Origin of the sequence: Streptomyces aculeolatus, assembly GCF_020400605.1 — a bacterium.
In the GTDB taxonomy this organism is placed as follows: domain Bacteria; phylum Actinomycetota; class Actinomycetes; order Streptomycetales; family Streptomycetaceae; genus Streptomyces; species Streptomyces aculeolatus.
The window spans coordinates 136,565-157,364 of sequence record NZ_JAINRD010000014.1 but is presented as its reverse complement, the minus strand read 5'-3'; the positions used below and the strand labels follow the sequence as shown (position 1 = coordinate 157,364).

General features: G+C 73.7%; 18 protein-coding genes. 13 read left to right on the top strand and 5 right to left on the bottom strand.

The window, feature by feature from the left end:
- Positions 1-61 precede the first annotated feature (61 nt).
- A complete protein-coding gene (locus LG396_RS23010; RefSeq protein ID WP_225796196.1) occupies positions 62-1,006 on the bottom strand; it encodes a carbohydrate kinase family protein in 945 nt (314 codons plus the stop codon).
- Positions 1,007-1,159: 153 nt separating this feature from the next.
- Between LG396_RS23010 and uvrC the strand changes: the two genes are divergently transcribed.
- The 12 genes from uvrC (at position 1,160) to LG396_RS22945 (ending at position 15,234) form a co-directional block, all read left to right on the top strand.
- A complete protein-coding gene (uvrC, locus tag LG396_RS23005) occupies positions 1,160-3,235 on the top strand; it encodes an excinuclease ABC subunit UvrC (RefSeq protein ID WP_225796195.1) in 2,076 nt (691 codons plus the stop codon).
- 18 nt (positions 3,236-3,253) lie between these two features.
- The gene (gene rapZ, locus LG396_RS23000) at positions 3,254-4,210 is read left to right on the top strand and encodes an RNase adapter RapZ (protein WP_225796194.1); all 957 of its coding nucleotides are present in this window, start codon (positions 3,254-3,256) and stop codon (positions 4,208-4,210) included.
- A complete protein-coding gene (locus LG396_RS22995; protein WP_018835673.1) occupies positions 4,207-5,241 on the top strand; it encodes a gluconeogenesis factor YvcK family protein in 1,035 nt (344 codons plus the stop codon). Before rapZ ends, LG396_RS22995 begins: the two co-directional genes overlap by 4 nt.
- On the top strand, positions 5,232-6,209 hold the full coding sequence (gene whiA / locus LG396_RS22990; RefSeq protein WP_018835674.1) for a DNA-binding protein WhiA: 978 nt from the start codon (positions 5,232-5,234) through the stop codon (positions 6,207-6,209). The genes LG396_RS22995 and whiA overlap by 10 nt, the downstream gene beginning before the upstream one ends.
- A gap of 782 nt (positions 6,210-6,991) precedes the next feature.
- Positions 6,992-7,996, top strand: a complete 1,005-nt coding sequence (gap, locus tag LG396_RS22980) for a type I glyceraldehyde-3-phosphate dehydrogenase (protein ID WP_018835679.1) — start codon at positions 6,992-6,994, stop codon at positions 7,994-7,996.
- Between the two features lie 190 nt (positions 7,997-8,186).
- On the top strand, positions 8,187-9,407 hold the full coding sequence (locus LG396_RS22975) for a phosphoglycerate kinase (protein WP_027742943.1): 1,221 nt from the start codon (positions 8,187-8,189) through the stop codon (positions 9,405-9,407).
- A 9-nt stretch (positions 9,408-9,416) separates the two neighbouring features.
- Positions 9,417-10,202, top strand: coding sequence for a triose-phosphate isomerase (gene tpiA / locus LG396_RS22970; RefSeq protein ID WP_100302370.1), 786 nt, complete (start codon positions 9,417-9,419; stop codon positions 10,200-10,202).
- 151 nt (positions 10,203-10,353) lie between these two features.
- Complete coding sequence (gene secG, locus LG396_RS22965) at positions 10,354-10,584, top strand: preprotein translocase subunit SecG (protein ID WP_037720488.1); 231 nt, start codon at positions 10,354-10,356, stop codon at positions 10,582-10,584.
- Between the two features lie 92 nt (positions 10,585-10,676).
- On the top strand, positions 10,677-11,012 hold the full coding sequence (locus tag LG396_RS22960) for an RNA polymerase-binding protein RbpA (RefSeq protein ID WP_078572785.1): 336 nt from the start codon (positions 10,677-10,679) through the stop codon (positions 11,010-11,012).
- A 204-nt stretch (positions 11,013-11,216) separates the two neighbouring features.
- Positions 11,217-12,446, top strand: coding sequence for an MFS transporter (locus LG396_RS22955; RefSeq protein WP_225796193.1), 1,230 nt, complete (start codon positions 11,217-11,219; stop codon positions 12,444-12,446).
- 10 nt (positions 12,447-12,456) lie between these two features.
- On the top strand, positions 12,457-14,109 hold the full coding sequence (pgi, locus tag LG396_RS22950; RefSeq protein WP_225796192.1) for a glucose-6-phosphate isomerase: 1,653 nt from the start codon (positions 12,457-12,459) through the stop codon (positions 14,107-14,109).
- A 60-nt stretch (positions 14,110-14,169) separates the two neighbouring features.
- Positions 14,170-15,234 (top strand): PP2C family protein-serine/threonine phosphatase, encoded by a 1,065-nt coding sequence (locus LG396_RS22945; RefSeq protein ID WP_225796191.1) that lies wholly within the window; start codon positions 14,170-14,172, stop codon positions 15,232-15,234.
- On the opposite strand, the gene LG396_RS22940 is transcribed toward LG396_RS22945, so the two are convergent.
- The gene (locus tag LG396_RS22940) at positions 15,204-15,965 is read right to left on the bottom strand and encodes a sugar isomerase domain-containing protein (protein ID WP_225796190.1); all 762 of its coding nucleotides are present in this window, start codon (positions 15,963-15,965) and stop codon (positions 15,204-15,206) included. The two genes, LG396_RS22945 and LG396_RS22940, sit on opposite strands and share 31 nt — an antisense overlap.
- 116 nt (positions 15,966-16,081) lie before the next feature.
- Between LG396_RS22940 and LG396_RS22935 the strand changes: the two genes are divergently transcribed.
- Positions 16,082-17,239 carry an N-acetylglucosamine kinase gene (locus LG396_RS22935; protein WP_225796189.1) on the top strand — a complete coding sequence of 386 codons (1,158 nt, stop codon included), beginning with the start codon at positions 16,082-16,084 and terminating at the stop codon, positions 17,237-17,239.
- Positions 17,240-17,393: 154 nt separating this feature from the next.
- Here the strand turns inward: LG396_RS22935 and pgl are convergent, their stop codons facing one another.
- Genes pgl through zwf form a run of 3 tightly spaced genes read right to left on the bottom strand, consistent with a single transcriptional unit; the run spans position 17,394 to position 20,798 of the window.
- Entirely contained in the window at positions 17,394-18,176 is a 783-nt protein-coding gene (gene pgl / locus LG396_RS22930; RefSeq protein ID WP_018835689.1) for a 6-phosphogluconolactonase, read from the bottom strand.
- 10 nt (positions 18,177-18,186) lie between these two features.
- Positions 18,187-19,272: a glucose-6-phosphate dehydrogenase assembly protein OpcA gene (gene opcA / locus LG396_RS22925; RefSeq protein ID WP_225796188.1), complete on the bottom strand. Its 1,086-nt coding sequence runs from the start codon at positions 19,270-19,272 to the stop codon at positions 18,187-18,189.
- Entirely contained in the window at positions 19,269-20,798 is a 1,530-nt protein-coding gene (gene zwf / locus LG396_RS22920) for a glucose-6-phosphate dehydrogenase (RefSeq protein ID WP_225796187.1), read from the bottom strand. Before zwf ends, opcA begins: the two co-directional genes overlap by 4 nt.
- Positions 20,799-20,800: the final 2 nt, after the last annotated feature.

The following is a 20,800-nucleotide window of genomic DNA, read 5'->3' as shown; positions in this document are numbered from 1 at the left end:
CACCCGGCAGCGGGGCGGTCGGTCGCGGGGCTCTCCGGCCCCGCGGCCGTGCCGCCGCGGGTCAGTCGTCCGTGAACTCCGCCAGCTCCGCCGCGTACGGCGGCTCGGCGCCCGCGCGGGAGCAGGTGATCGCTGCCGCGCGGGCGGCGTGGCCGAGGGCCGCGCGCCAGCCGGCGGGGTCGAGGCCGGCGAGGGCGCCGGGCGCCAGGGCGTCGTGGGCGTCGAACCAGTGCAGCAGCGCAGCGTTGACGGTGTCGCCCGCGCCGATCGTGTCCACGACGCGGACCGGCGGCGCCGGCACGTCGTACCGCTGAAGGCCCTGCGCGAGCACCGCCGTCAGCCCTTCGCCGCCGCGGGTCAGCACTGCCGCCCGCGGCCCCGCCGCGAGCCACTCCGGCAGCGCCTCGGCCCACGGCCGCCCGCCGGCGAGCCACTGCGCGTCCTCCACCGACAGCTTGAGCAGCGCCACGTGCGGCAGCCAGGAGCGGAAGCGGGCGCGGTAGGCGTCGGCGTCGGTGATGAGCCCGGCCCGGATGTTCGGGTCGAGGAGCGTGAACAACCCGTCCGCGGCGGCCCGCTTCAGCAGCGTCTCGTACGCGGTCGCCCCCGGCTCCAGCACCAGCGAGCACGTCCCCACCGCCAGCGCCCGGACCCCGGCGGGCAGCGCGTCCGGCGCCCGGAACAGCCGGTCGGCCGTGCCCTCGGCGTAGAAGCGGAAGCCCGCGGACCCGTCCGGGCTGACGTCGGCGACGGCGAGCGTCGTGGGCTCCGCCCCCCGCTGCACGAGGCCGGTGTCGACCCCCGCCGCCTCCAGCCCCGCCATCAGCGCCGCCCCGAAGGCGTCGGTCGACACCCGCGAGGCGAACGCCACGGGGGCCCCGAGCCGGCCCAGCGCCACCGCGGTGTTGTACGGCCCGCCACCGCGCACGGGCTGCAGCGCGGGCAGTACGCCTCCGCCCCCGGCCGGTACGAGATCGATCAGAGCCTCTCCGCCAACCACGATCATGTGCCCAGCGTACGGTCCGACCGCTGTCCACAGGTCCCCGGAAGGCAACACGGGCACGCCCCGGCGACCATACGGTCACCGGACTGTCGCGGGCTCGGTACACGGCTGTGGACAAGCGGTCCGGCGTCAGTGGGCGACAGTAGGGTGGGGACCATGGCCGATCCGTCCAGTTACCGTCCCAAGCCCGGGCAGATTCCCGACTCTCCGGGGGTCTACAGGTTCCGGGACGAGCACGGCCGGGTCATCTACGTGGGCAAGGCGAAGAGCCTGCGGCAGCGGCTCTCGTCGTACTTCCAGGATCTCGCCGGGCTGCACCAGCGCACGGCCACGATGGTCACCACCGCCGCGTCGGTGGAGTGGACCGTGGTGGCCACGGAGGTCGAGGCGCTCCAGCTGGAGTACACCTGGATCAAGGAGTACGACCCCCGGTTCAACGTCAAGTACCGGGACGACAAGAGCTATCCGTCCCTCGCCGTGACGCTCAACGAGGAGTTCCCGCGGGTGCAGGTCATGCGCGGGCCCAAGCGCAAGGGCGTGCGCTACTTCGGGCCGTACGCGCACGCCTGGGCCATCCGCGAGACCGTCGACCTGATGCTGCGTGCGTTTCCCGTGCGGACCTGCTCCGCCGGGGTGTTCAAGCGCAGCGCGCAGATCGGCCGCCCCTGTCTGCTGGGGTACATCGGCAAGTGCTCCGCGCCCTGCGTCGGCCGGGTCACGGCCGCGGAGCACCGGGAGCTGGCCGAGGAGTTCTGCGACTTCATGGCGGGCCGCACGGGGACGTACCTGAAGCGGCTGGAGCGGCAGATGCACGAGGCCGCGGAGGAGATGGAGTACGAGAAGGCCGCGCGGCTGCGGGACGACATAGGGGCGCTGAAGAGCGCCATGGAGAAGAACGCGGTCGTCCTCGCCGACGCCACCGACGCCGACCTCGTCGCCCTGGCCGAGGACGAGCTGGAGGCGGCGGTGCAGATCTTCCACGTCCGCGGCGGCCGGGTCCGCGGCCAGCGGGGCTGGGTCACCGACCGGGTGGAGGCCGTGGACACCGCCGGCCTGGTGGAGCACGCGCTCCAGCAGCTCTACGGCGACGAGCAGGCCGAAGGCATCCCGCGCGAGGTGCTGGTCCCGGCGCTGCCGCAGCCGGCCGGGCCGGTACGGGAGTGGCTGACCGAGCGCCGCGGGGCCCGGGTGGACCTGCGGGTGCCGCAGCGCGGCGACAAGAAGGACCTGCTCGCCACGGTCGCGCGGAACGCGCAGCAGGCCCTCGCCCTGCACAAGACGAAGCGCGCCTCCGACCTGACCACCCGCTCCCGGGCGCTGGAGGAGATCGCCGAGGCGCTGGAGCTGGACTCGGCGCCGCTGCGCATCGAGTGCTACGACATCTCCCACCTCCAGGGCGACGACGTCGTCGGCTCCATGGTCGTCTTCGAGGACGGCCTCGCCCGCAAGAGCGAGTACCGCCGCTTCGAGATCAAGGGCTTCACCGGCCAGGACGACGTGCGCGCGATGCACGAGGTGGTCACCCGCAGGTTCCGGCGATACGTGCAGGAGAAGCAGAAGACGGGGGAGTGGGGCGATCCCGAGGCCGAGGCCGCCGCGGAGCGCGGCCGGGCCGCGCACCCGGACACGGTCGTGGACCTGGACGTGCACGCGGACACCGACGCGGACACCGGGACGGGCGCGGACGCCGGCGCCGGCGGACCGGCAGGGCGGGACCCGGACACCGGGCGGCCCAAGAAGTTCGCGTACCCGCCCCAGCTCGTGGTCGTCGACGGCGGGCAGCCGCAGGTCGCCGCCGCCAAGCGGGCCCTGCGCGAGCTGGGCGTGGACGACGTGGCCGTCGTGGGCCTGGCCAAGCGCCTCGAAGAGGTCTGGCTGCCCGACAGCGACGACCCCGTGATCCTGCCGCGCAGCAGCGAGGGCCTGTACATGCTGCAGCGCGTACGGGACGAGGCCCACCGCTTCGCCATCGCCTACCAGCGCAAGAAGCGGGCCAAGAGCATGAAGGCCGGACCGCTGGACGACGTGCCGGGCCTGGGGGAGAGCCGCCGCCGGGCCCTGCTGAAGCACTTCGGTTCGGTGAAACGGCTCAGAGCTGCGACTATTGATCAAATCTGTGAGGTTCCCGGCATCGGCCGCAAGACGGCCGAAAACATCGCCGCGACCCTTGCGCAGGCGGCACCGGCCGCGCCGGCGGTGAATACGGCCACCGGAGAGATCATGGACGAGTGAGGACCGGGGGACAGAGCGATGAACGACAACGGGACAGACGAGACGGACGAGACCGCCGTGACCACGGGTGACCTGGCCTCCGGGCCGGGCGAGACGGGTGACTCCGCGCAGGCGGGCATCCCGGAGCTGGTGATCATCTCCGGGATGTCGGGCGCCGGCCGGAGCACTGCCGCGAAGTGCCTGGAGGACCTCGGCTGGTTCGTCGTGGACAACCTGCCGCCCGCCCTCATCCCCACCATGGTGGAGCTGGGTGCCCGCTCGCAGGGGAACGTGGCGCGGATCGCGGTCGTCGTGGACGTCCGCGGCCGGCGCTTCTTCGACAATCTGAAGGAGTCCCTGGCCGACCTGAAGGAGAAGCAGGTCCCCCGGCGCATCGTCTTCCTGGAGGCGTCGGACAACTCGCTGGTGGCCCGCTTCGAGTCGGTACGCCGCCCGCACCCGCTGCAGGGCGACGGCACGATCCTCGACGGCATCGCCGCCGAGCGCGACCTGCTGCGCGAGCTGCGCGGCGACGCCGACCTGGTGATCGACACCTCCAGCCTGAACGTGCACGAGCTGCGCGCGAAGATGGACGCCCAGTTCGCCGGCGGCGAGGAGCCGGAGCTGCGCGCCACGGTGATGTCCTTCGGCTACAAGTACGGCCTGCCCGTGGACGCCGACCTGGTGGTGGACTGCCGCTTCCTGCCGAACCCGCACTGGGTCCCCGAGCTGCGCCAGTTCACGGGGCTGAACGAGGACGTCGCGCAGTACGTGTTCAACCAGCCCGGCGCCAAGGAGTTCCTCAACGGCTACGCGGAGCTGATGCATCTGGTCACCGAGGGTTACCGGCGCGAGGGCAAGCGGTACGTGACCATCGCCGTCGGCTGCACCGGCGGCAAGCACCGCTCCGTCGCGATGTCCGAGCGGCTGGCCCGCCGGCTCGCCTCGGACGGCATCGAGACCGTCGTCGTCCACCGGGACATGGGGCGCGAGTGAGCCGGATCGCCGGCGGCCGGAACCTCCGGCTGCGCCGCCGGGGCGCCCGCAGGCCCGGTTCGCAGCCGAAGGTGGTCGCGCTCGGCGGGGGGATGGGCCTGTCGGCCTCCCTCGCCGCGCTGCGCCGGATCACCGGCGATCTCACCGCCGTCGTCACGGTCGCCGACGACGGCGGCTCGTCCGGGCGGCTCCGCGCCGAGCTGGGCGTGCTGCCGCCGGGCGACCTGCGCAAGGCGCTCGCGGCGCTCTGCGGCGACGACGACTGGGGCCAGACCTGGTCCCGCGTCATCCAGCACCGCTTCACCAGCCAGGGCGAGCTGCACGACCACGCCGTCGGCAATCTGCTGATCGTCGCGCTCTGGGAGCAGCTCGGCGACCATGTCGCGGCCCTCGACCTGGTGGGTACGCTCCTGGGCGCGCACGGCCGCGTGCTGCCCATGTCCGCGGTGCCGCTGGAGCTGCGCGCCGACGTACGCGGCCACACGCCGGAGCTGCCCGAGGAGGTCACCACCGTGGCCGGCCAGGCCACCGTGGCCCTCACCCCCGGCGAGGTGCAGCAGGTCCACCTGGTGCCCGCCGACCCGCCGGCCGTCCCCGCCGCCGTCGAGGCCGTCCGGGAGGCGGACTGGGTGGTGCTCGGCCCGGGCTCCTGGTTCTCCTCCGTCATCCCGCACCTGCTGGTGCCCGACCTGCGCGAGGCCCTGGTGGAGACCAAGGCCCGCAAGGTCCTCTCCCTCAACCTCGCCCCGCAGCCCGGGGAAACGGACGGATTTTCCCCGCGGCGTCATTTGGAGGTTTTGCGACGACACGCCCCTAAACTCGCCCTCGACGTGGTGCTGGCCGACAAGGATGCAGTGCCCGGTGCGGCAGAGCGCGACGGGTTGCGCGAGGCTGCGAAAGAGCTTGAGGGCTCGGTCGAGCTGGCGCCGGTGGCGCGGACCGACGGGACTCCCCGGCACGATCCGGAGCTGCTGGCCGCCGCGTACGACCGTATTTTTCGGATGCATGGAAGGATCGGGCCATGGCGATGACGGCAGCGGTGAAGGACGAGATCTCGCGGCTCCCCGTGACCCGGACGTGCTGCCGCAAGGCGGAGGTCTCCTCCACGTTGCGGTTCGCCGGCGGGCTGCACCTCGTCAGCGGCCGGATCGTGATCGAGGCCGAGCTGGACACCGGGGTCGCCGCGCGCCGGCTGAAGAAGGACATCCTGGAGATCTTCGGCCACGGCTCCGAGATGATCGTCATGGCGCCCGGCGGGCTGCGCCGCAGCAGCCGGTACGTGGTCCGCGTCGTCGCCGGCGGTGAGCAACTGGCCCGGCAGACGGGCCTGGTCGACGGCCGCGGCCGGCCCATCCGCGGGCTGCCCCCGCAGGTCGTCTCCGGCGCCACCTGCGACGCCGAGGCCGCCTGGCGCGGCGCCTTCCTCGCCCACGGCTCGCTCACCGAGCCCGGCCGCTCCTCCTCGCTGGAGGTCACCTGCCCGGGACCGGAGGCGGCCCTCGCCCTGGTCGGCGCCGCCCGCCGGCTCAGCATCCCCGCCAAGGCCCGCGAGGTGCGCGGCGTGGACCGCGTGGTCGTACGGGACGGGGACGCCATCGGCGCCCTGCTCACCCGGCTCGGCGCGCACGAGTCGGTGCTCGCCTGGGAGGAGCGGCGGATGCGCCGCGAGGTGCGCGCCACGGCCAACCGGCTGGCCAACTTCGACGACGCCAACCTGCGCCGCTCCGCCCGCGCGGCGGTCGCGGCCGGTGCGCGGGTGCAGCGGGCGCTGGAGATCCTCGGCGACGAGGTGCCGGAGCACCTGGCGGCGGCCGGCCGGCTGCGCATGGAGCACAAGCAGGCGTCGCTGGAGGAGCTGGGCGCCCTCGCCGACCCGCCGCTGACGAAGGACGCGGTCGCGGGGCGTATCCGCCGGCTGCTCGCGATGGCCGACAAGCGGGCCGGCGACCTGGGCGTCCCGGGCACGGAGGCGAACCTCACGGAGGAGATGGTGGGCTGACGCCCCCCGTTCCCCCGCCTGTCAGTCGGACCGTACCGAGGACCCGTCGACCGCCGCCGTGGCCCGGTTTCTTCACCCCTACTCGTCCACAAGGTGCGGCGGGCCGGTGTCCCACTCGTGTTCGTTGACCCAGCCCACTCCTCCGCAACAGCACCTCCCAGGCCCGATTCGCTTGCCGGCCGTGCGGCGTCGTTGCGCATGCCGACCGGAACGCTTCCCACGTCCTCGCCCGCAGAGGCCAGGCCGTGTGGACTGCGGGGCGTGAGTCGCGCGTCCCAGTCGTCCGGCCCATAGGCTGAACGGCTCAGACGCGGGAGCAACCCCGCAGCCAGCGGGGGACCTACCCGCAACCGGCCCCGCAGGGCCGGGCAGTTGACCCAGTACTACCTCGGCGCCTACTCCCGCCGCCCGGCAGCCCGGCGGCGGACGCCGACTGGGCCCGTTCCGGCAAGCTCTTCGAGAGCTACGCGGCCGTCTCCACCCGCGACACCGTCCTCGTCGGCTTCGGGGTCGAGCACCTCGGCGACAAGGCGGCACGGGCCGCTCTTCTGAGCCGCGCACTGTCCCATCTGAGGCGCTGACACAGGCCCGCTGACCGGCCACGACGCCGGATCGCGGCGGCGGCCCGTAGCCCTACCGGGGGGTACGGGCCGCCGTCCGCATCACCGGCGGGGTCCGGGCCGCCACGCGGGTGCGGAAGCGGTAGGGTCGGCAGTGGTCGGGGATTCCCAGTCAGAGCACCGGTCGATGAAGGACCGGCGTACCAACGAGGAGATCGGTTCGTGACGATCCGCGTAGGCATCAACGGCTTCGGCCGCATCGGCCGCAACTACTTCCGCGCCATCCTTGAGCAGGGTGCGGACATCGAGGTCGTGGCGTTCAACGACCTGGGTGACGCCGCGACCACCGCACACCTGCTGAAGTACGACACCCTGCTCGGCAAGCTCAAGGCCGAGGTGAGCCACACCGCCGACGCCATCACGGTCGACGGCCGCCCCATCAAGATGCTCGCCGAGCGCGACCCGGCGAACCTGCCCTGGGGCGAGCTGGGCGTGGACGTGGTCATCGAGTCCACCGGCATCTTCACCAAGGCCGCGGACGCGCAGAAGCACCTGGACGCCGGGGCCAAGAAGGTCATCATCTCCGCGCCCGCCAAGGGCGAGGACATCACCATCGTCATGGGGGTCAACGAGGACTCCTACGACCCGGCCAACCACAACATCATCTCCAACGCCTCGTGTACGACGAACTGCGTCGCGCCGATGGCGAAGGTGCTGGACGAGAGCTTCGGCATCGTGCAGGGCATGATGACCACCGTCCACGCCTACACCAACGACCAGCGCATCCTTGACTTCCCGCACAAGGACCTGCGCCGCGCCCGCGCCGCCGCCGAGAACATCATCCCGACCACCACCGGCGCCGCGAAGGCCACCGCGCTCGTGCTGCCGCAGCTGAAGGGCAAGCTGGACGGCATCGCCATGCGCGTGCCGGTGCCCACGGGCTCCGTCACCGACCTGGTCGTCGAGCTGAGCCGCGAGGTCACCCGGGACGAGGTCAACGCCGCGTACCAGAAGGCCGCCGAGGGCCAGCTCAAGGGCATCCTGGAGTACACCGAGGACCCGATCGTCTCCTCGGACATCGTCAACACCGCGCCGTCCTGCACCTTCGACTCCCTGCTGACGATGTCCCAGGGCAAGCAGGTCAAGATCGTCGGCTGGTACGACAACGAGTGGGGCTACTCCAACCGCCTGGTCGACATCACCACCTTCGTCGGCGAGCGCCTCTGAGCGCGCCGCACCCGCCGCGCCGGCCGTGCCGGGCGGCAGCCCGGGGGCCGCGGCTCCCCGTGCACGCCACGTGGGCCGGGGCCCGGCCGCCGCACGGCGGCGGGGCCCCGCTCGTTCCGACGACCAGGCCGCCGCGTGCGCCGCTCCGCGGCGGCGCGCTGGCGGTGTCAGCAGTGATGCAGGAGTCCTCATGAAGACGCTCGACGACCTCCTCGGCGAAGGCATCGCCGGCAAGCGGGTCTTCGTCCGCGCGGACCTCAACGTGCCGCTGGACGGCACCACCATCACCGACGACGGCCGCATCCGCGCCGTCGTCCCGACGATCGCCAAGCTGGCCGAGGCCGGCGCGCGGGTGGTCGTCGCCTCCCACCTCGGCCGCCCCAAGGGCGCGCCGGACCCGGCGTTCTCGCTCGCACCGGTGGCGCGTCGGCTGGGCGAACTGCTCGGGGACTCCGCGAAGAAGACGGAGTTCGCCACGGACACCGTGGGCGACAGCGCGAAGGCCACCGTCGCCGGGCTCGGCGACGGCGAGGTCACGCTGCTGGAGAACCTGCGGTTCAACCCCGGCGAGACCGCGAAGGACGACGCCGAGCGCGGCGCGTTCGCGGACGATCTGGCCGGGCTCGCCGACGTGTACGTGGGCGACGGCTTCGGCGCCGTCCACCGCAAGCACGCCTCGGTGTACGACCTGCCGGCCCGGCTGCCGCACTACGTCGGCCACCTCATCGCCGCCGAGGTGGGCGTCCTGCGCAAGCTCACCGAGGACGTCGCGCGGCCGTACGCGGTCGTGCTCGGCGGCGCCAAGGTCTCCGACAAGCTCGGGGTCATCGATCACCTGCTGGAGAAGGCCGACCGCATCCTCATCGGCGGCGGCATGATGTTCACCTTCCTCAAGGCCAAGGGGTACGAGGTCGGCTCCAGCCTGCTCCAGGAGGAGCAGGTGCCGGCGGTCCGCGAGTACCTGGCGCGGGCCGAGGAGCTCGGCGTGGAGTTCGTGCTCCCCGTCGACGTGGTCGCCGCCCGGGAGTTCCCGGACGTCAAGGCGCAGGCGCCGACCGACCCCGTGACCGTACCGGTGGACGCCATGCCCGCCGACGTGATGGGGCTGGACATCGGCCCGGCGTCCGGCGAGCTCTTCGCCTCGAAGATCGCCGACGCCGCCACGGTCTTCTGGAACGGGCCGATGGGCGTGTTCGAGCACCCCGACTACGCCGACGGCACCCGCGCGGTCGCGCAGGCCCTGGTGGACAGCTCCGCGTTCACCGTCGTCGGCGGCGGTGACAGCGCCGCCGCCGTGCGCATCCTGGGCTTCGACGAGAATGCGTTCGGCCACATCTCGACCGGTGGCGGCGCCAGCCTCGAATACCTCGAGGGCAAGACGCTCCCCGGCCTCGCCGCACTGGAGGACTGACCCGTAACGATGAACGACAAGCCGACCCGTATCCCGTTCATGGCGGGCAACTGGAAGATGAACCTCAACCACCTCGAGGGCATCGCGCACGTCCAGAAGCTCGCCTTCGCGCTCCACGACAAGGACTACGAGGCCGTCGAGGTCGCCGTCCTGCCGCCGTACACCGATCTGCGCTCGGTGCAGACGCTCGTGGACGGCGACAAGCTGAAGATCAAGTACGGCGCCCAGGACATCTCGCCGCACGACGCCGGCGCGTACACGGGCGACGTCTCGGGCCCGATGCTGGCCAAGCTCAACTGCACGTACGTCGTCGTCGGCCACTCCGAGCGGCGGCAGTACCACGGCGAGGACGACGCGCTCGTCAACTCCAAGGTCAAGGCCGCGTTCAAGTACGGCATCACGCCGATCCTGTGCATCGGCGAGGGCCTGGACGTGCGCAAGGCCGGCGACCAGGTCGCGCACACCCTCGCGCAGCTCGACGGGGCGCTGAAGGACGTCGCCGCGGCGGACGCGGAGAACATCGTCGTCGCGTACGAGCCCGTGTGGGCCATCGGCACCGGCGAGGTCGCCACCCCGGAGGACGCGCAGGAGGTCTGCGGGGCGATCCGGCGGCGGCTGGCCGAGCTGTACAGCGACGAGGTGGCGGACGCGGTACGCATCCAGTACGGCGGCTCCGTCAAGGGCGGCAACGTCGCGGCGATCATGGCGCAGCCCGACGTGGACGGCGCGCTGATCGGCGGCGCTTCGCTGGACGCCGACGAGTTCGTCAAGATCGTCCGCTTCCGGGACCAGTGAGGTACGCGGCCCCGGGCCCCTTCCCCCGATCCGGGGAGTAGGCCCGGGCCGCCTGTTCGTCGTAGGCTGTCGGGGGCCGGTCACGCAGGATGACTGCACCGGCCCCCTTCCGTATCCGTCCGTCACCGAGAGAGTTGGAAAAGCCGTGACCGTGGCCTTCTCCATCGCCCTGATCATCTTCAGCGGGCTGCTGATGATGCTCGTCCTCATGCACAAGGGCAAGGGCGGCGGCCTGTCCGACATGTTCGGCGGCGGCATGCAGTCCTCAGTCGGCGGCTCCTCCGTCGCCGAGCGCAACCTCGACCGGATCACCGTGGTCGTCGGCCTGATCTGGTTCGCCATCATCGTCGTGCTGGGCCTGCTGATGAAGTTCGACAGCTGAGCCACCACGGCGGCCGACGGTACGTAGACTAGGGCGCCCGCGGCGGGGTCGCCGACGATGCCTCGCCGCATTTCACGCAGGGAGTTACGACCGTGGCAAGTGGCAACGCGATCCGTGGAAGCCGGGTCGGCGCGGGGCCGATGGGGGAGGCGGAGCGGGGCGAGTCAGCGCCGCGCCTGCGGATCTCCTTCTGGTGCTCCAACGGGCACGAGACCCGACCCAGCTTCGCCACCGACGCGCAGATCCCGGACAGCTGGGACTGCCCGCGCTGTGGCTTCCCGGCGGGCCAGGACCGGGAGAACCCGCCGGACCCGCCGCGCACCGAGCCGTACAAGACGCACCTCGCGTACGTGCGCGAGCGGCGCAGCGACGCCGACGGCGAGGCCATCCTCGCCGAGGCCCTCGCCAAGCTCCGCGGCGAGATCTGACCCACCCCGGCCCAGGCGGGCGGCCACCGGCGGCAGAGCGCCGAGCCGCCCGGGCCCCGCCGGCGGTACCCCCTTCTTCTCCGGCACAGGACCCGCACCGGCAGGGCGCTGCCACGCGCGCAGTGCCCCCGCCGCCCGATCTGAGGCGGCGGATAGGGCAACCGACCGAGGTGCCCCGGGCGCCCGCGTACCTACGGTCCCGGCATGCGATCCGAGGCCACCCGCCCGCGGCACACCGCGGCACCCACCTGGCGCGGCGGATTCGGGCGGCTGTGGTCCGCCGCCGTCGTCTCCCGCTTCGGCGACGCCCTGCGGGGCGCGGCGCTGCCGCTGCTCGCCGTCGAGCTGACCGACTCCGCCCTGCTCGTCGCCCTCGTCACCGCCTGCGGCTTCCTGCCCTGGCTGCTCTTCGGGCTGATCGGCGGCGCGATCGCCGACCGGGTCGACCAGCGGCGCGCGATGTGGGTCGTGGACGTGCTGCGCGGGCTGCTGATGGCGGCGTTCGCGCTCGCCGTGTGGCTGGACCGGGCCGGCATCGGCCTGCTCCTCGCCCTCGCCTTCGCGCTGACGGCGCTGCAGACCGTCTTCGACAACGCCGCCACCGCCCTGCTCCCCGCCGTCGTGCCCGCCGCCGCCCTCGGCACCGCGAACGGGCGGCTGCTGGCCGGCCAGGAGGCCGTGCACCGCTTCGCCGGCACCCCGCTGGTGCCCGTGCTCGTCGGCGCCGGGGCGGCCGTGCCGTACGCCGTGGACGCCGCCTCGTACCTGCTGGCCGCCGTCCTCGTCGCCGGCCTGCCGCACCGGTCGCGCCCCGCCGCCGCGGAGCGGCCCCGGACCCCGCTGCGCCGGGACGTCGCCGACGGGCTGCGCACCCTGTGGTCCGACCCGGTGCTCCGGGGCGTCTGCGCGGCCGCCGTCGTCGCCAACACCGGCTTCGGCGCCCTCGTCGCCACCCTCGTGCTGCACCTGACCGGCTGGCTCGGCGCCGGCACCACCGGCTACGCCCTCGCGCTCACCGCGTACGGCGCCGGGAGCGTCGCCGGCGGCATGGCCGCGGGCCGCGTCGCCGCCGCCCTCGGCACCCCGCGCACCCTGGTCTGCGCGGGCCTCGCCCAGACGGCGTGCCTGACGGCCTTCGGCACGGTACGCAGCCTCCCCGCGGCCGGGGCCGCGCTCGCCGTCCTCGGCCTCGCCGGGATGATCTGGACCGCCACCGAGGTCACCGTGCTGCAGCGGCGCAGCCCCGCCGGCGCCGTCGGCCGGGTCAGCGCCGCGTTCCGCACCCTGTCGGTCTCCGCGGTGCCGCTCGGGGCCGTGCTCGGCGGGGTGCTCGCCGGCTCGCTCGGCCGCAACACCCCGGCGCTGGCCGCCGCCGTCCTCATCGCCCTCGGGGTGCTCGTGCTCGGTCCGGCGGCACGCACCGGGATCAATTAGGTTGGACGGCATGGCCGACACCACGTCACGCACCAGGCTCGACCAGACCCCCGAGTGGCACGCACTCGCCAAGCACCGCGAGGAGTTCGGCGCCACGCACCTGCGCGAGCTGTTCGCCGCCGACCCCGAGCGCGGCCGCCGGTACACGCTCCGCGTCGGCGATCTCTACCTCGACTACTCCAAGCAGCTCGTCACCGACGAGACCCTGCGCCTGCTGCGCGAACTGGCCGCCGCGACCGGTGTCGCCGAACTGCGCGACGCCATGTTCCGCGGCGAGAAGATCAACATCACCGAGGACCGCGCCGTGCTGCACACCGCGCTGCGCGCGCCCAGCGCCGAGTCCGTCGAGGTGGACGGCGTCGACGTGGTGCCCGGCGTGCACCACGTGCTGACCCGGATGACCACCTTCGCCGACCGGGTCCGCTCCGGCGACTGGCGCGGCCACACCGGCAAGCCGGTCCGCGCCGTCGTCAACGTCGGCATCGGCGGCTCCGACCTGGGCCCGGCCATGGCGTACGAGGCGCTGCGCGCGTACACCCAGCGGGACCTGACCGTCCGCTTCGTCTCCAACGTCGACGGCGCCGACCTGCACGAGGCGGTCCGCGACCTCGACCCCGAGACCACGCTGTTCGTCATCGCCTCCAAGACGTTCACCACCATCGAGACGATCACCAACGCCACCGCCGCGAAGCGCTGGCTGCTGGCGGGCCTGGACGCCGGCGACGAGGCGGTCGCCAAGCACTTCGTCGCTTTGTCGACCAACGCCGAGAAGGTCGCCGAGTTCGGCATCGACACGGACAACATGTTCGAGTTCTGGGACTGGGTCGGCGGGCGCTACTCGTACGACTCCGCCATCGGCCTGTCCCTGATGGTGGCCATCGGCCCGGTCGCCTTCCGCGAGATGCTGGCCGGCTTCCGGCTGGTCGACGAGCACTTCCGCACCGCGCCGCCGGAGGAGAACGCGCCGCTGCTGCTGGGCCTCCTCGGCGTCTGGTACGGCAACTTCTTCGACGCGCAGTCCCACGCCGTGCTCCCGTACAGCCACTACCTGTCGAAGTTCACCGCCTATCTGCAGCAGCTCGACATGGAGTCCAACGGCAAGGCCACCGACCGCGGCGGCGAGCGGGTCGGCTGGCAGACCGGGCCCGTGGTGTGGGGCACGCCCGGCACCAACGGCCAGCACGCGTACTACCAGCTGCTCCACCAGGGCACCAAGATGATCCCCGCCGACCTGATCGGCTTCGCCCGTCCCGTCCCCGGGCTGGACGAGCTGGCGGGGCAGCACGACCTGCTGATGGCCAACCTCTTCGCCCAGGGCCAGGCCCTGGCCTTCGGCAGGACGGCGGCGGAGGTGGCGGCCGAGGGCGTGCCCGGGGCGCAGGTGCCGCACCGTACGTTCCCGGGCAACCACCCGACGACGACGATCCTGGCCGACGGCCTCACGCCGTCGGTGCTGGGGCAGCTCGTCGCGCTGTACGAGCACAAGGTGTTCGTCCAGGGCGCCGTCTGGGACATCGACTCCTTCGACCAGTGGGGCGTCGAGCTGGGCAAGGTGCTGGCCAAGCGGCTGGAGCCGGCGCTCTCGGACGGCGCGGAGGTCGAGGGCCTGGACGGCTCGACCCTCGCGCTGGTCGACGCCTACAGGGCGCTGCGGGGGCGCTGACCTGCGGCGTTCGGCGGCGTTCGAGTCGCGGGGCGGGATACCGCGCGGCAGCCTGGAGGCATGCGGGCGCTGCGCGGCTACTCGTCCTACTGGGCCGGAGGCATCTTCCTCCTCGCCGTGACCGTCGTCGACCTGGCGACATCGCGCGAAAGCTCGCTGGCCGCCCTGTTCGCGGTCGTACCGGTATTCGTCGCGGTCAACGGAACGCGGCGGGCGATCCTCGTCTCCGGTGCGGTCGCGCTGGTCATGGGTGCGCTGCTGAGCTGGTGGAACTTCCGCGCGGCGGACCTGGACTTCTTCGCCCGCGACCTCGGGATCGTCTGCGCCACCGGGATCGGCCTGCTCGTGCACCGCGAGCGCCTGGCACGCGAGAAGCAGCTCGTCAGCGTCACCCGTGTAGCCGACGTCGTGCAGCGGGCCCTGCTGCCTGTCCCGCCTGCACGGGCCGGGCCGCTGGACGTGGCGCACTCGTACCGCTCCGCCGCGGACGAGGCGCTGATCGGCGGCGACTTCTACAAGGTGCTCAGTACCCGCTGGGGCGTGCGCGTCGTCATCGGCGACGTACGCGGCCACGGCCTCCGCGTCGTCCGCACCACTGGCATGGCCATCGGCGTCTTCCGCGAGGCTGCGTACGACGAGCCCGAGCTCGACCGGATCGCCGCCCGGCTGGACCGGAGTCTGGAGCGGGACAGCGGGCCGGAAGGGTTCACCACGGTGCTGCTGCTCAACGTCTCGGGGGAGGGGGTGTGCAGAGCCCTCGGCTACGGTCACCCCGCGCCGCTGCTCCGCACAGCCGGGGGCCGCGTGCATGAGACAGGGCTGCCCTCCTCCGTGCCGCTGGGCCTCGGCCTGCCGCGGAGCGGCTACGCCGAACCCGAACGGACCATGGCGCTCGCCGAAGGAGACGAGCTGCTGCTGGTCACCGACGGGGTGCTGGAGGCACGCAACGCGGCGGGCGACTTCTACCCGCTGGCGCAGCGCTTCGCGAGCGCGCCGCGGAACTGCCCGCCGGCAGAGGTGCTGGCAGCGCTGCGGCGCGACCTCGCGGACTGGACGCCCGAGGCGCACGACGACTCGGCGCTGGTGCTGCTGCGCTACGCCCCGCGGCGGATCCGGCCCGCGTAGCGGGCCTCCAGCGCGGCGTTGTGCTCGTCGCCCCCGGGGATGTTCGCCGACAGGTACACCGGCGGCGTCGCGCCGCGCTCCAGCAGCAGCCGCACCGCCTCGGCGACGACCTGCTGCACGAGCAGCGCGCCGGTGATGGACGACACCGCGCAGGCCGTGCCGCCGCCGGGCAGCGCGAGGACGGAGTCGCCGAAGGGGGCGCCGTTGTCGAGCACCACGTCGGCGTGGTCGGTCAGCCGCTTGCCGGAGGGGTGCCGGGACTCGGCGCGGGTGCCGTGGGACAGCGAGGTGATCGCGACGAGCGGGTGCCCGTGCTCCTTGACGACGGCGGCCATCTCGACGACGCAGCCGTTGATGCCGGAGTTCGAGGCGATGACGAAGGCGTCCGAGGGGTGCGGCGCGGCCAGTTCGTACAGCCGGCGCGCGGTAGCGGGGTCGCGCTCCAGCTTGGCGTCGGAGAGCAGCGCGGGGGGCTCGCCGCCGTGGATGACGAGGTCGCGCAGGGCGATCTTGTTCGTCGGTACGAAGCCGCCGGCGCGGCCGGCGATCTCGGTCGCCAGCGACTCGGAGTGCCCGGTGCCGAACGCCTGGATCACGCCGTCGCCCCCCAGCGCGTCCGCGAACACCAGGGCGGCGGCGCCGACCTCGGCGCGCTGCCCCTCGGCCACCCGCCGCAGTGAGGTCAGGGCCGCGGCGGTGAAGGCGGCTGCGCTGATCGGCTTGTGGGTCATCGCTGCTCCCGGGAGTGGTCTGGACAACATGCCGTACGCGGGGTCAATCTCAGGCAGTCGCGTACGGCACGTCAAGGGCGCGGGTGCGGCGGGACGCCGACCACGGGAGCGGGCACATGGAGAAGCTGGTCATCGGCATCGACGTGGGCGGTACGAGCACGCGCGCGGCCCTCGCGCCCGCGGCGGGCGGCGGCGCCCTGCGCACGGCGTCCGCGGGGGCGGGCAACCCGCGCTCCGTGCCGCCGGAGGTCCTCACGTCCCGGCTGACGGCGTGCGTGGCGCCGCTGGCGGAGGCGGCGGGGCCGGGGGCGGTCGCGGCGGTGGTCGCGGGCGTCGCCGGCGCGGAGCCCCGCAACCCCGACGACGCCGGCACACGCGTGGCGTACGCGGCCGTGCGCACGGCGCTCCGCCGCGCCGGGGCCGGGCGGGTGCCGGTGCAGGTGCGCGGCGACACGGAGATCGCCTTCGCGGCGGGCCCGGGCGCACCGCCGTCGGGTGTGGTCCTGGTCGCCGGCACGGGCGCGTCGGCGGCCCGGATCGCGGCCCGGCGGCAGACGGCGACGATCGACGGCCACGGCTGGCTGCTGGGCGACGAGGGCAGCGGCTTCTGGATCGCCCGGCAGGCGCTGCGCGCGGCCCTGCGGTCGCTGGACGGCCGGGCCCCGGCCACGGCGCTGGTGGAACTGCTGACGGAGGCGACGGCGGCCGGGGGACGGCCGGGGGCGCGCACGGAAGGCGCGGAAGCCCCGGTACGGGCGCGGAGCGCGGCCGGAGTCGTGGAGGGCGCGGAGCGGGCCCTCGGGGCTCGTCAGGCGGGCGGTGCAGGGAGCGCGGGGGCGGCCGCGGCGGACGGGGGAGCGGGGCGCGTACGGGAGCGGGACTCGCCCGCGGGGCCGCCCGGCGGCGGCACGTCCGGGCGGGCGGCCGGCGGCCCGGTGCGGGATCCGGTGGTGCGGGTCGCGCTGGTGGACGCCGGGTTCGCGGGGAGGCCGGTGGAGATCGCGCGGCTGTGCCCGGTGGTCGTACGGGCCGCGGAGGCCGGTGACGCCGTGGCCGGGGCGATCCTGGACGAGGCCGCGGACCACCTCGTGGAGACCGTCAGCGTGCTCGCCCCGGTGCCCGGCGAGCCCCTGGTCACCACCGGTGCCCTCCTCGCACCCGCGGGCCCGCTCCTGCCCCGTTTCACCGCCCGCGTGCGCCCGTACGGGCTGACCCCGGCCCCCGTCCCGGACGGCCTGGCGGGTGCGGTGGCGCTGGCCCGCGAGCTGCCCTGAGGCAGGCGGGCCACCTCGGTGCCGGGGCCGGCCGGGCCGTCCGGGAGTGCACCGCCCGCTGCGGCGGGCGCACCTCCTCCGGCACCGGTGCCTGGCGGGCACCCCATGCGGTCCGCCTGTCGACGCCCCCGGCGCGCACAGGTCCCCGTACCCCCTACGGCGACGCCGGCGGGTACAGCGTCGGCGGCAGCAGCGCCGCCGCCGGGCGGTCCATGAGCCACAGGGTCCTGCGGCTGCCCCGCGCGCCCGCCGCCGGAGTCTGGATCTCGCCCCCGCCCGACAGCGCCATCGCCGCCGCCCGGGCCTTGTCCTCGCCCGCCGCCAGCAGCCAGACCTCCCGCGCCGCCCTGATCGCCGGCAGCGTCAGCGAGATCCGCGTCGGCGGGGGCTTCGGCGCCCCGTGCACGCCGACGACCGTGCGCTGCGTCTCCCGTACCCCCGGCAGCTCCGGGAAGAGCGACGCGACGTGCGTGTCCGGGCCGACGCCCAGCAGCAGCACGTCGAACGACGGGACCGGACCGTGGTCCTCCGGCCGCGCCGCGGCGGCCAGTTCACGCGCGTACGCGGCAGCCGCCGCGTCCGCGTCGGCGCCGAACTCCGCCTGCGCCGCCGGCATCTCGTGCACCCGCGCCGGGTCGAGCGGCACCGCGTCCAGCAGCGCCGCGCGCGCCTGGGTCGCGTTGCGGTCGGGGTCGCCGGGCGGCAGGAAGCGCTCGTCGCCCCACCACAGGTCGAGCCGTGACCAGTCGACCGCGTCCCGGGCCGGCGCGGCCGCCAGCGCCGCCAGCAGGCCGTTGCCGTTGCGGCCGCCCGTGAGCACGACCGACGCCGCGCCCCGCGCCGACTGCGCGTCCACGACCTTCGTGATCAGCCGGGCGGCGGCCGCCTCGGCCATCAGCTCCTTGTCGCGGTGGACGACGATCTGCGGCGTGCTCACGGGGCCCCGCTCACGACGCCTTGGCCGAGGACGGCTTCGCGGCCGACTTCTTCGCCGGCTGCTTCTTCGCCGCCGCCTTCTTCCCGGTGCCGGCCTTCGGGGCGGCCCCGGATTCGGCCGGGGCTTCCGCCGCTTCCGCTGCTTCTGCTACGTCCGCCTCCACCGCCCCCGCCGGCGCCAGCCGCTCCACGCCGTACGCCACCGCATGCGCGTACGCCTCGTCCGGGTCGAGCCGGCGCAGCTCCTCGGCGATCAGCTCCGCCGTCGTGCGCCGCTTGAGCGCCACGTGCCGCTCCGGCTGCCCCGGCACCGCCAGCTCCGCCAGCGCGCCGTTCGGCCGGTCCAGGCAGATCACGCCGTCCGTCGTCAGCAGCCGCACCGCGGTCAGCCCCGGGCCCGGCGAGCCGGTGCGCTCCACCGGCACCCGCAGCCGGTCCGCCAGCCACAGCGCCAGCAGCTCCGAGGAGGGGTTGTACTCCTCGCCCTCCACGACCGCCGACTCGATGGCCGCGTGCCGCTGGTCCAGCGCCGCCGCCAGCACGCTGCGCCACGGCGTGATCCGCGTCCACGCCAGGTCGGTGTCCCCGGGCGCGTACGCCGTGGCCCGCTGCCGCAGCGCGTCGACCGGGTCCTCGCAGGCCGCCGCGTCCGTGATGCGGCGGGTGGCGAGCCTGCCGAGCAGGTCCTCCGCCGGGTTGTCCGGCGCGTCCTCCGGCCACCACACCACCACCGGCGCGTCCGGCAGCAGCAGCGGCAGCACGACGCTCTCCGGGTGCCCGGCCAGCTCGCCGTGCAGCCGCAGGAGCACCGTCTCGCCGGTGTCCGTCTCGTTGCCCACGCGCACCTCGGCGTCCAGCCGCGCCAGCGCGCGCTCGCGCGGGGAGCGGCCGGGGCGCTTGATGACGACCAGGATCCGCGACGGATGCTCCTTCGACGCCTGGCTGGCGGCCTTGAGCGCGTCGTAGTGGTTGCCCTCGTCGGTGACGATCACCAGCGTGAGCACCATCCCGACCGCCGGCGTGCCGGTGGCCCGCCGCGCGCCCACGAGCGCGGCGTTGATCTGGGCCGAGGTGGTCTCGGTGAGGTCGATGTTCATGGCCGCCGCCAGCTCCGTCCGTCTCGTGCCAGCATCTCGTCCGCCGCCTTCGGACCCCAGGTGCCCGCCGTGTACGACTCGGGCTTGCCGTGCCCGGCCCAGTGCTCCTCGATCGGGTCGAGGATCTTCCAGGACAGCTCGACCTCCTGGGGGCGCGGGAAGAGGTTCGCATCGCCGAGGAGCACGTCCAGCAGCAGCCGCTCGTACGCCTCGGGGCTGGACTCGGTGAAGGACTCGCCATAGGCGAAGTCCATCGTCACGTCCCGCACCTCCATCGACGTGCCCGGCACCTTGGAGCCGAACCGCACGGTGATGCCCTCGTCCGGCTGGACGCGGATCACCAGGGCGTTCTGGCCCAGCTCCATCGTGTCGGTGGTGTCGAACGGCAGGTGCGGCGCCCGCTGGAAGACGACGGCGATCTCCGTGACCCGGCGGCCGAGCCGCTTGCCGGCGCGCAGGTAGAAGGGGACGCCCGCCCAGCGGCGGTTGTCGATCTCCAGCTTGATCGCGGCGTAGGTGTCGGTCCCGGAGTGCGGGTCGATACCGTCCTCCTCCAGGTAGCCGCGCACCTTCACGCCGCCCTGCCAGCCGGCCGTGTACTGCGCGCGGACCGTGTGCAGGCCGAGGTCCTCGGGCAGGCGCACCGACTCCAGCGCCTTGGTCTTCTCCGCCACCAGCGCCTGCGCGTCGAAGGCCGTCGGCTCCTCCATCGCGGTCAGCGCCAGCAGCTGGAGCAGGTGGTTCTGGATGACGTCGCGCGCGGCGCCGATGCCGTCGTAGTAGCCGGCGCGGCCGCCGATGCCGATGTCCTCGGCCATGGTGATCTGCACGTGGTCCACGTACGACCGGTTCCAGATCGGCTCGAACATCGTGTTGGCGAAGCGCAGCGCCAGGATGTTCTGGACGGTCTCCTTGCCGAGGTAGTGGTCGATGCGGAAGACCTGGTCGGGCTCGAAGACCTCGTGGACGATCCGGTTCAGCTCTTCGGCGCTCTTCAGGTCGTGGCCGAACGGCTTCTCGATGACGGCGCGCCGCCAGGAGTCGCCGGCCGGGTCGGCCAGGTGGTGCTCCTTGAGCTGCTGGACGACCAGCGGGAAGAACTTCGGCGGCACCGAGAGGTAGAACGCGAAGTTGCCGCCGGTGCCGCGCGCCTTGTCCAGGTCGTCGACGGTGGTGCGCAGCCGCTCGAACGCCTCGTCGTCGTCGAAGTCGCCCTGGACGAACCGGAAGCCCTCGGAGAGCTGCTGCCACACCTCTTCGCGGAACGGCGTGCGCGCGTGCTCCTTGACCGAGTCGTGCACGACCTGCGCGAAGTCCTCGTCCTCCCAGTCGCGGCGGGCGAAGCCGACGAGGGAGAAGCCGGGCGGCAGCAGGCCCCGGTTCGCCAGGTCGTACACGGCGGGCATGAGCTTCTTGCGCGACAGGTCGCCGGTGACGCCGAAGATCACCAGGCCCGAGGGGCCCGCGATCCGCGGCAGGCGCCGGTCCTGCGGGTCCCGCAGCGGGTTGGTGTCAGAGCCGGTCACCG

Coding starts and splice junctions, on each gene's coding strand:
- LG396_RS23010 (WP_225796196.1), bottom strand. CDS start 1,006: ATGATCGTGGTTGGCGGAGAGGCTCTGATCGATCTCGTACCGGCCGGG.
- uvrC (WP_225796195.1), top strand. CDS start 1,160: ATGGCCGATCCGTCCAGTTACCGTCCCAAGCCCGGGCAGATTCCCGAC.
- rapZ (WP_225796194.1), top strand. CDS start 3,254: ATGAACGACAACGGGACAGACGAGACGGACGAGACCGCCGTGACCACG.
- whiA (WP_018835674.1), top strand. CDS start 5,232: ATGGCGATGACGGCAGCGGTGAAGGACGAGATCTCGCGGCTCCCCGTG.
- LG396_RS22975 (WP_027742943.1), top strand. CDS start 8,187: ATGAAGACGCTCGACGACCTCCTCGGCGAAGGCATCGCCGGCAAGCGG.
- tpiA (WP_100302370.1), top strand. CDS start 9,417: ATGAACGACAAGCCGACCCGTATCCCGTTCATGGCGGGCAACTGGAAG.
- LG396_RS22955 (WP_225796193.1), top strand. CDS start 11,217: ATGCGATCCGAGGCCACCCGCCCGCGGCACACCGCGGCACCCACCTGG.
- pgi (WP_225796192.1), top strand. CDS start 12,457: ATGGCCGACACCACGTCACGCACCAGGCTCGACCAGACCCCCGAGTGG.
- LG396_RS22945 (WP_225796191.1), top strand. CDS start 14,170: ATGCGGGCGCTGCGCGGCTACTCGTCCTACTGGGCCGGAGGCATCTTC.
- LG396_RS22940 (WP_225796190.1), bottom strand. CDS start 15,965: ATGACCCACAAGCCGATCAGCGCAGCCGCCTTCACCGCCGCGGCCCTG.
- LG396_RS22935 (WP_225796189.1), top strand. CDS start 16,082: ATGGAGAAGCTGGTCATCGGCATCGACGTGGGCGGTACGAGCACGCGC.
- opcA (WP_225796188.1), bottom strand. CDS start 19,272: ATGAACATCGACCTCACCGAGACCACCTCGGCCCAGATCAACGCCGCG.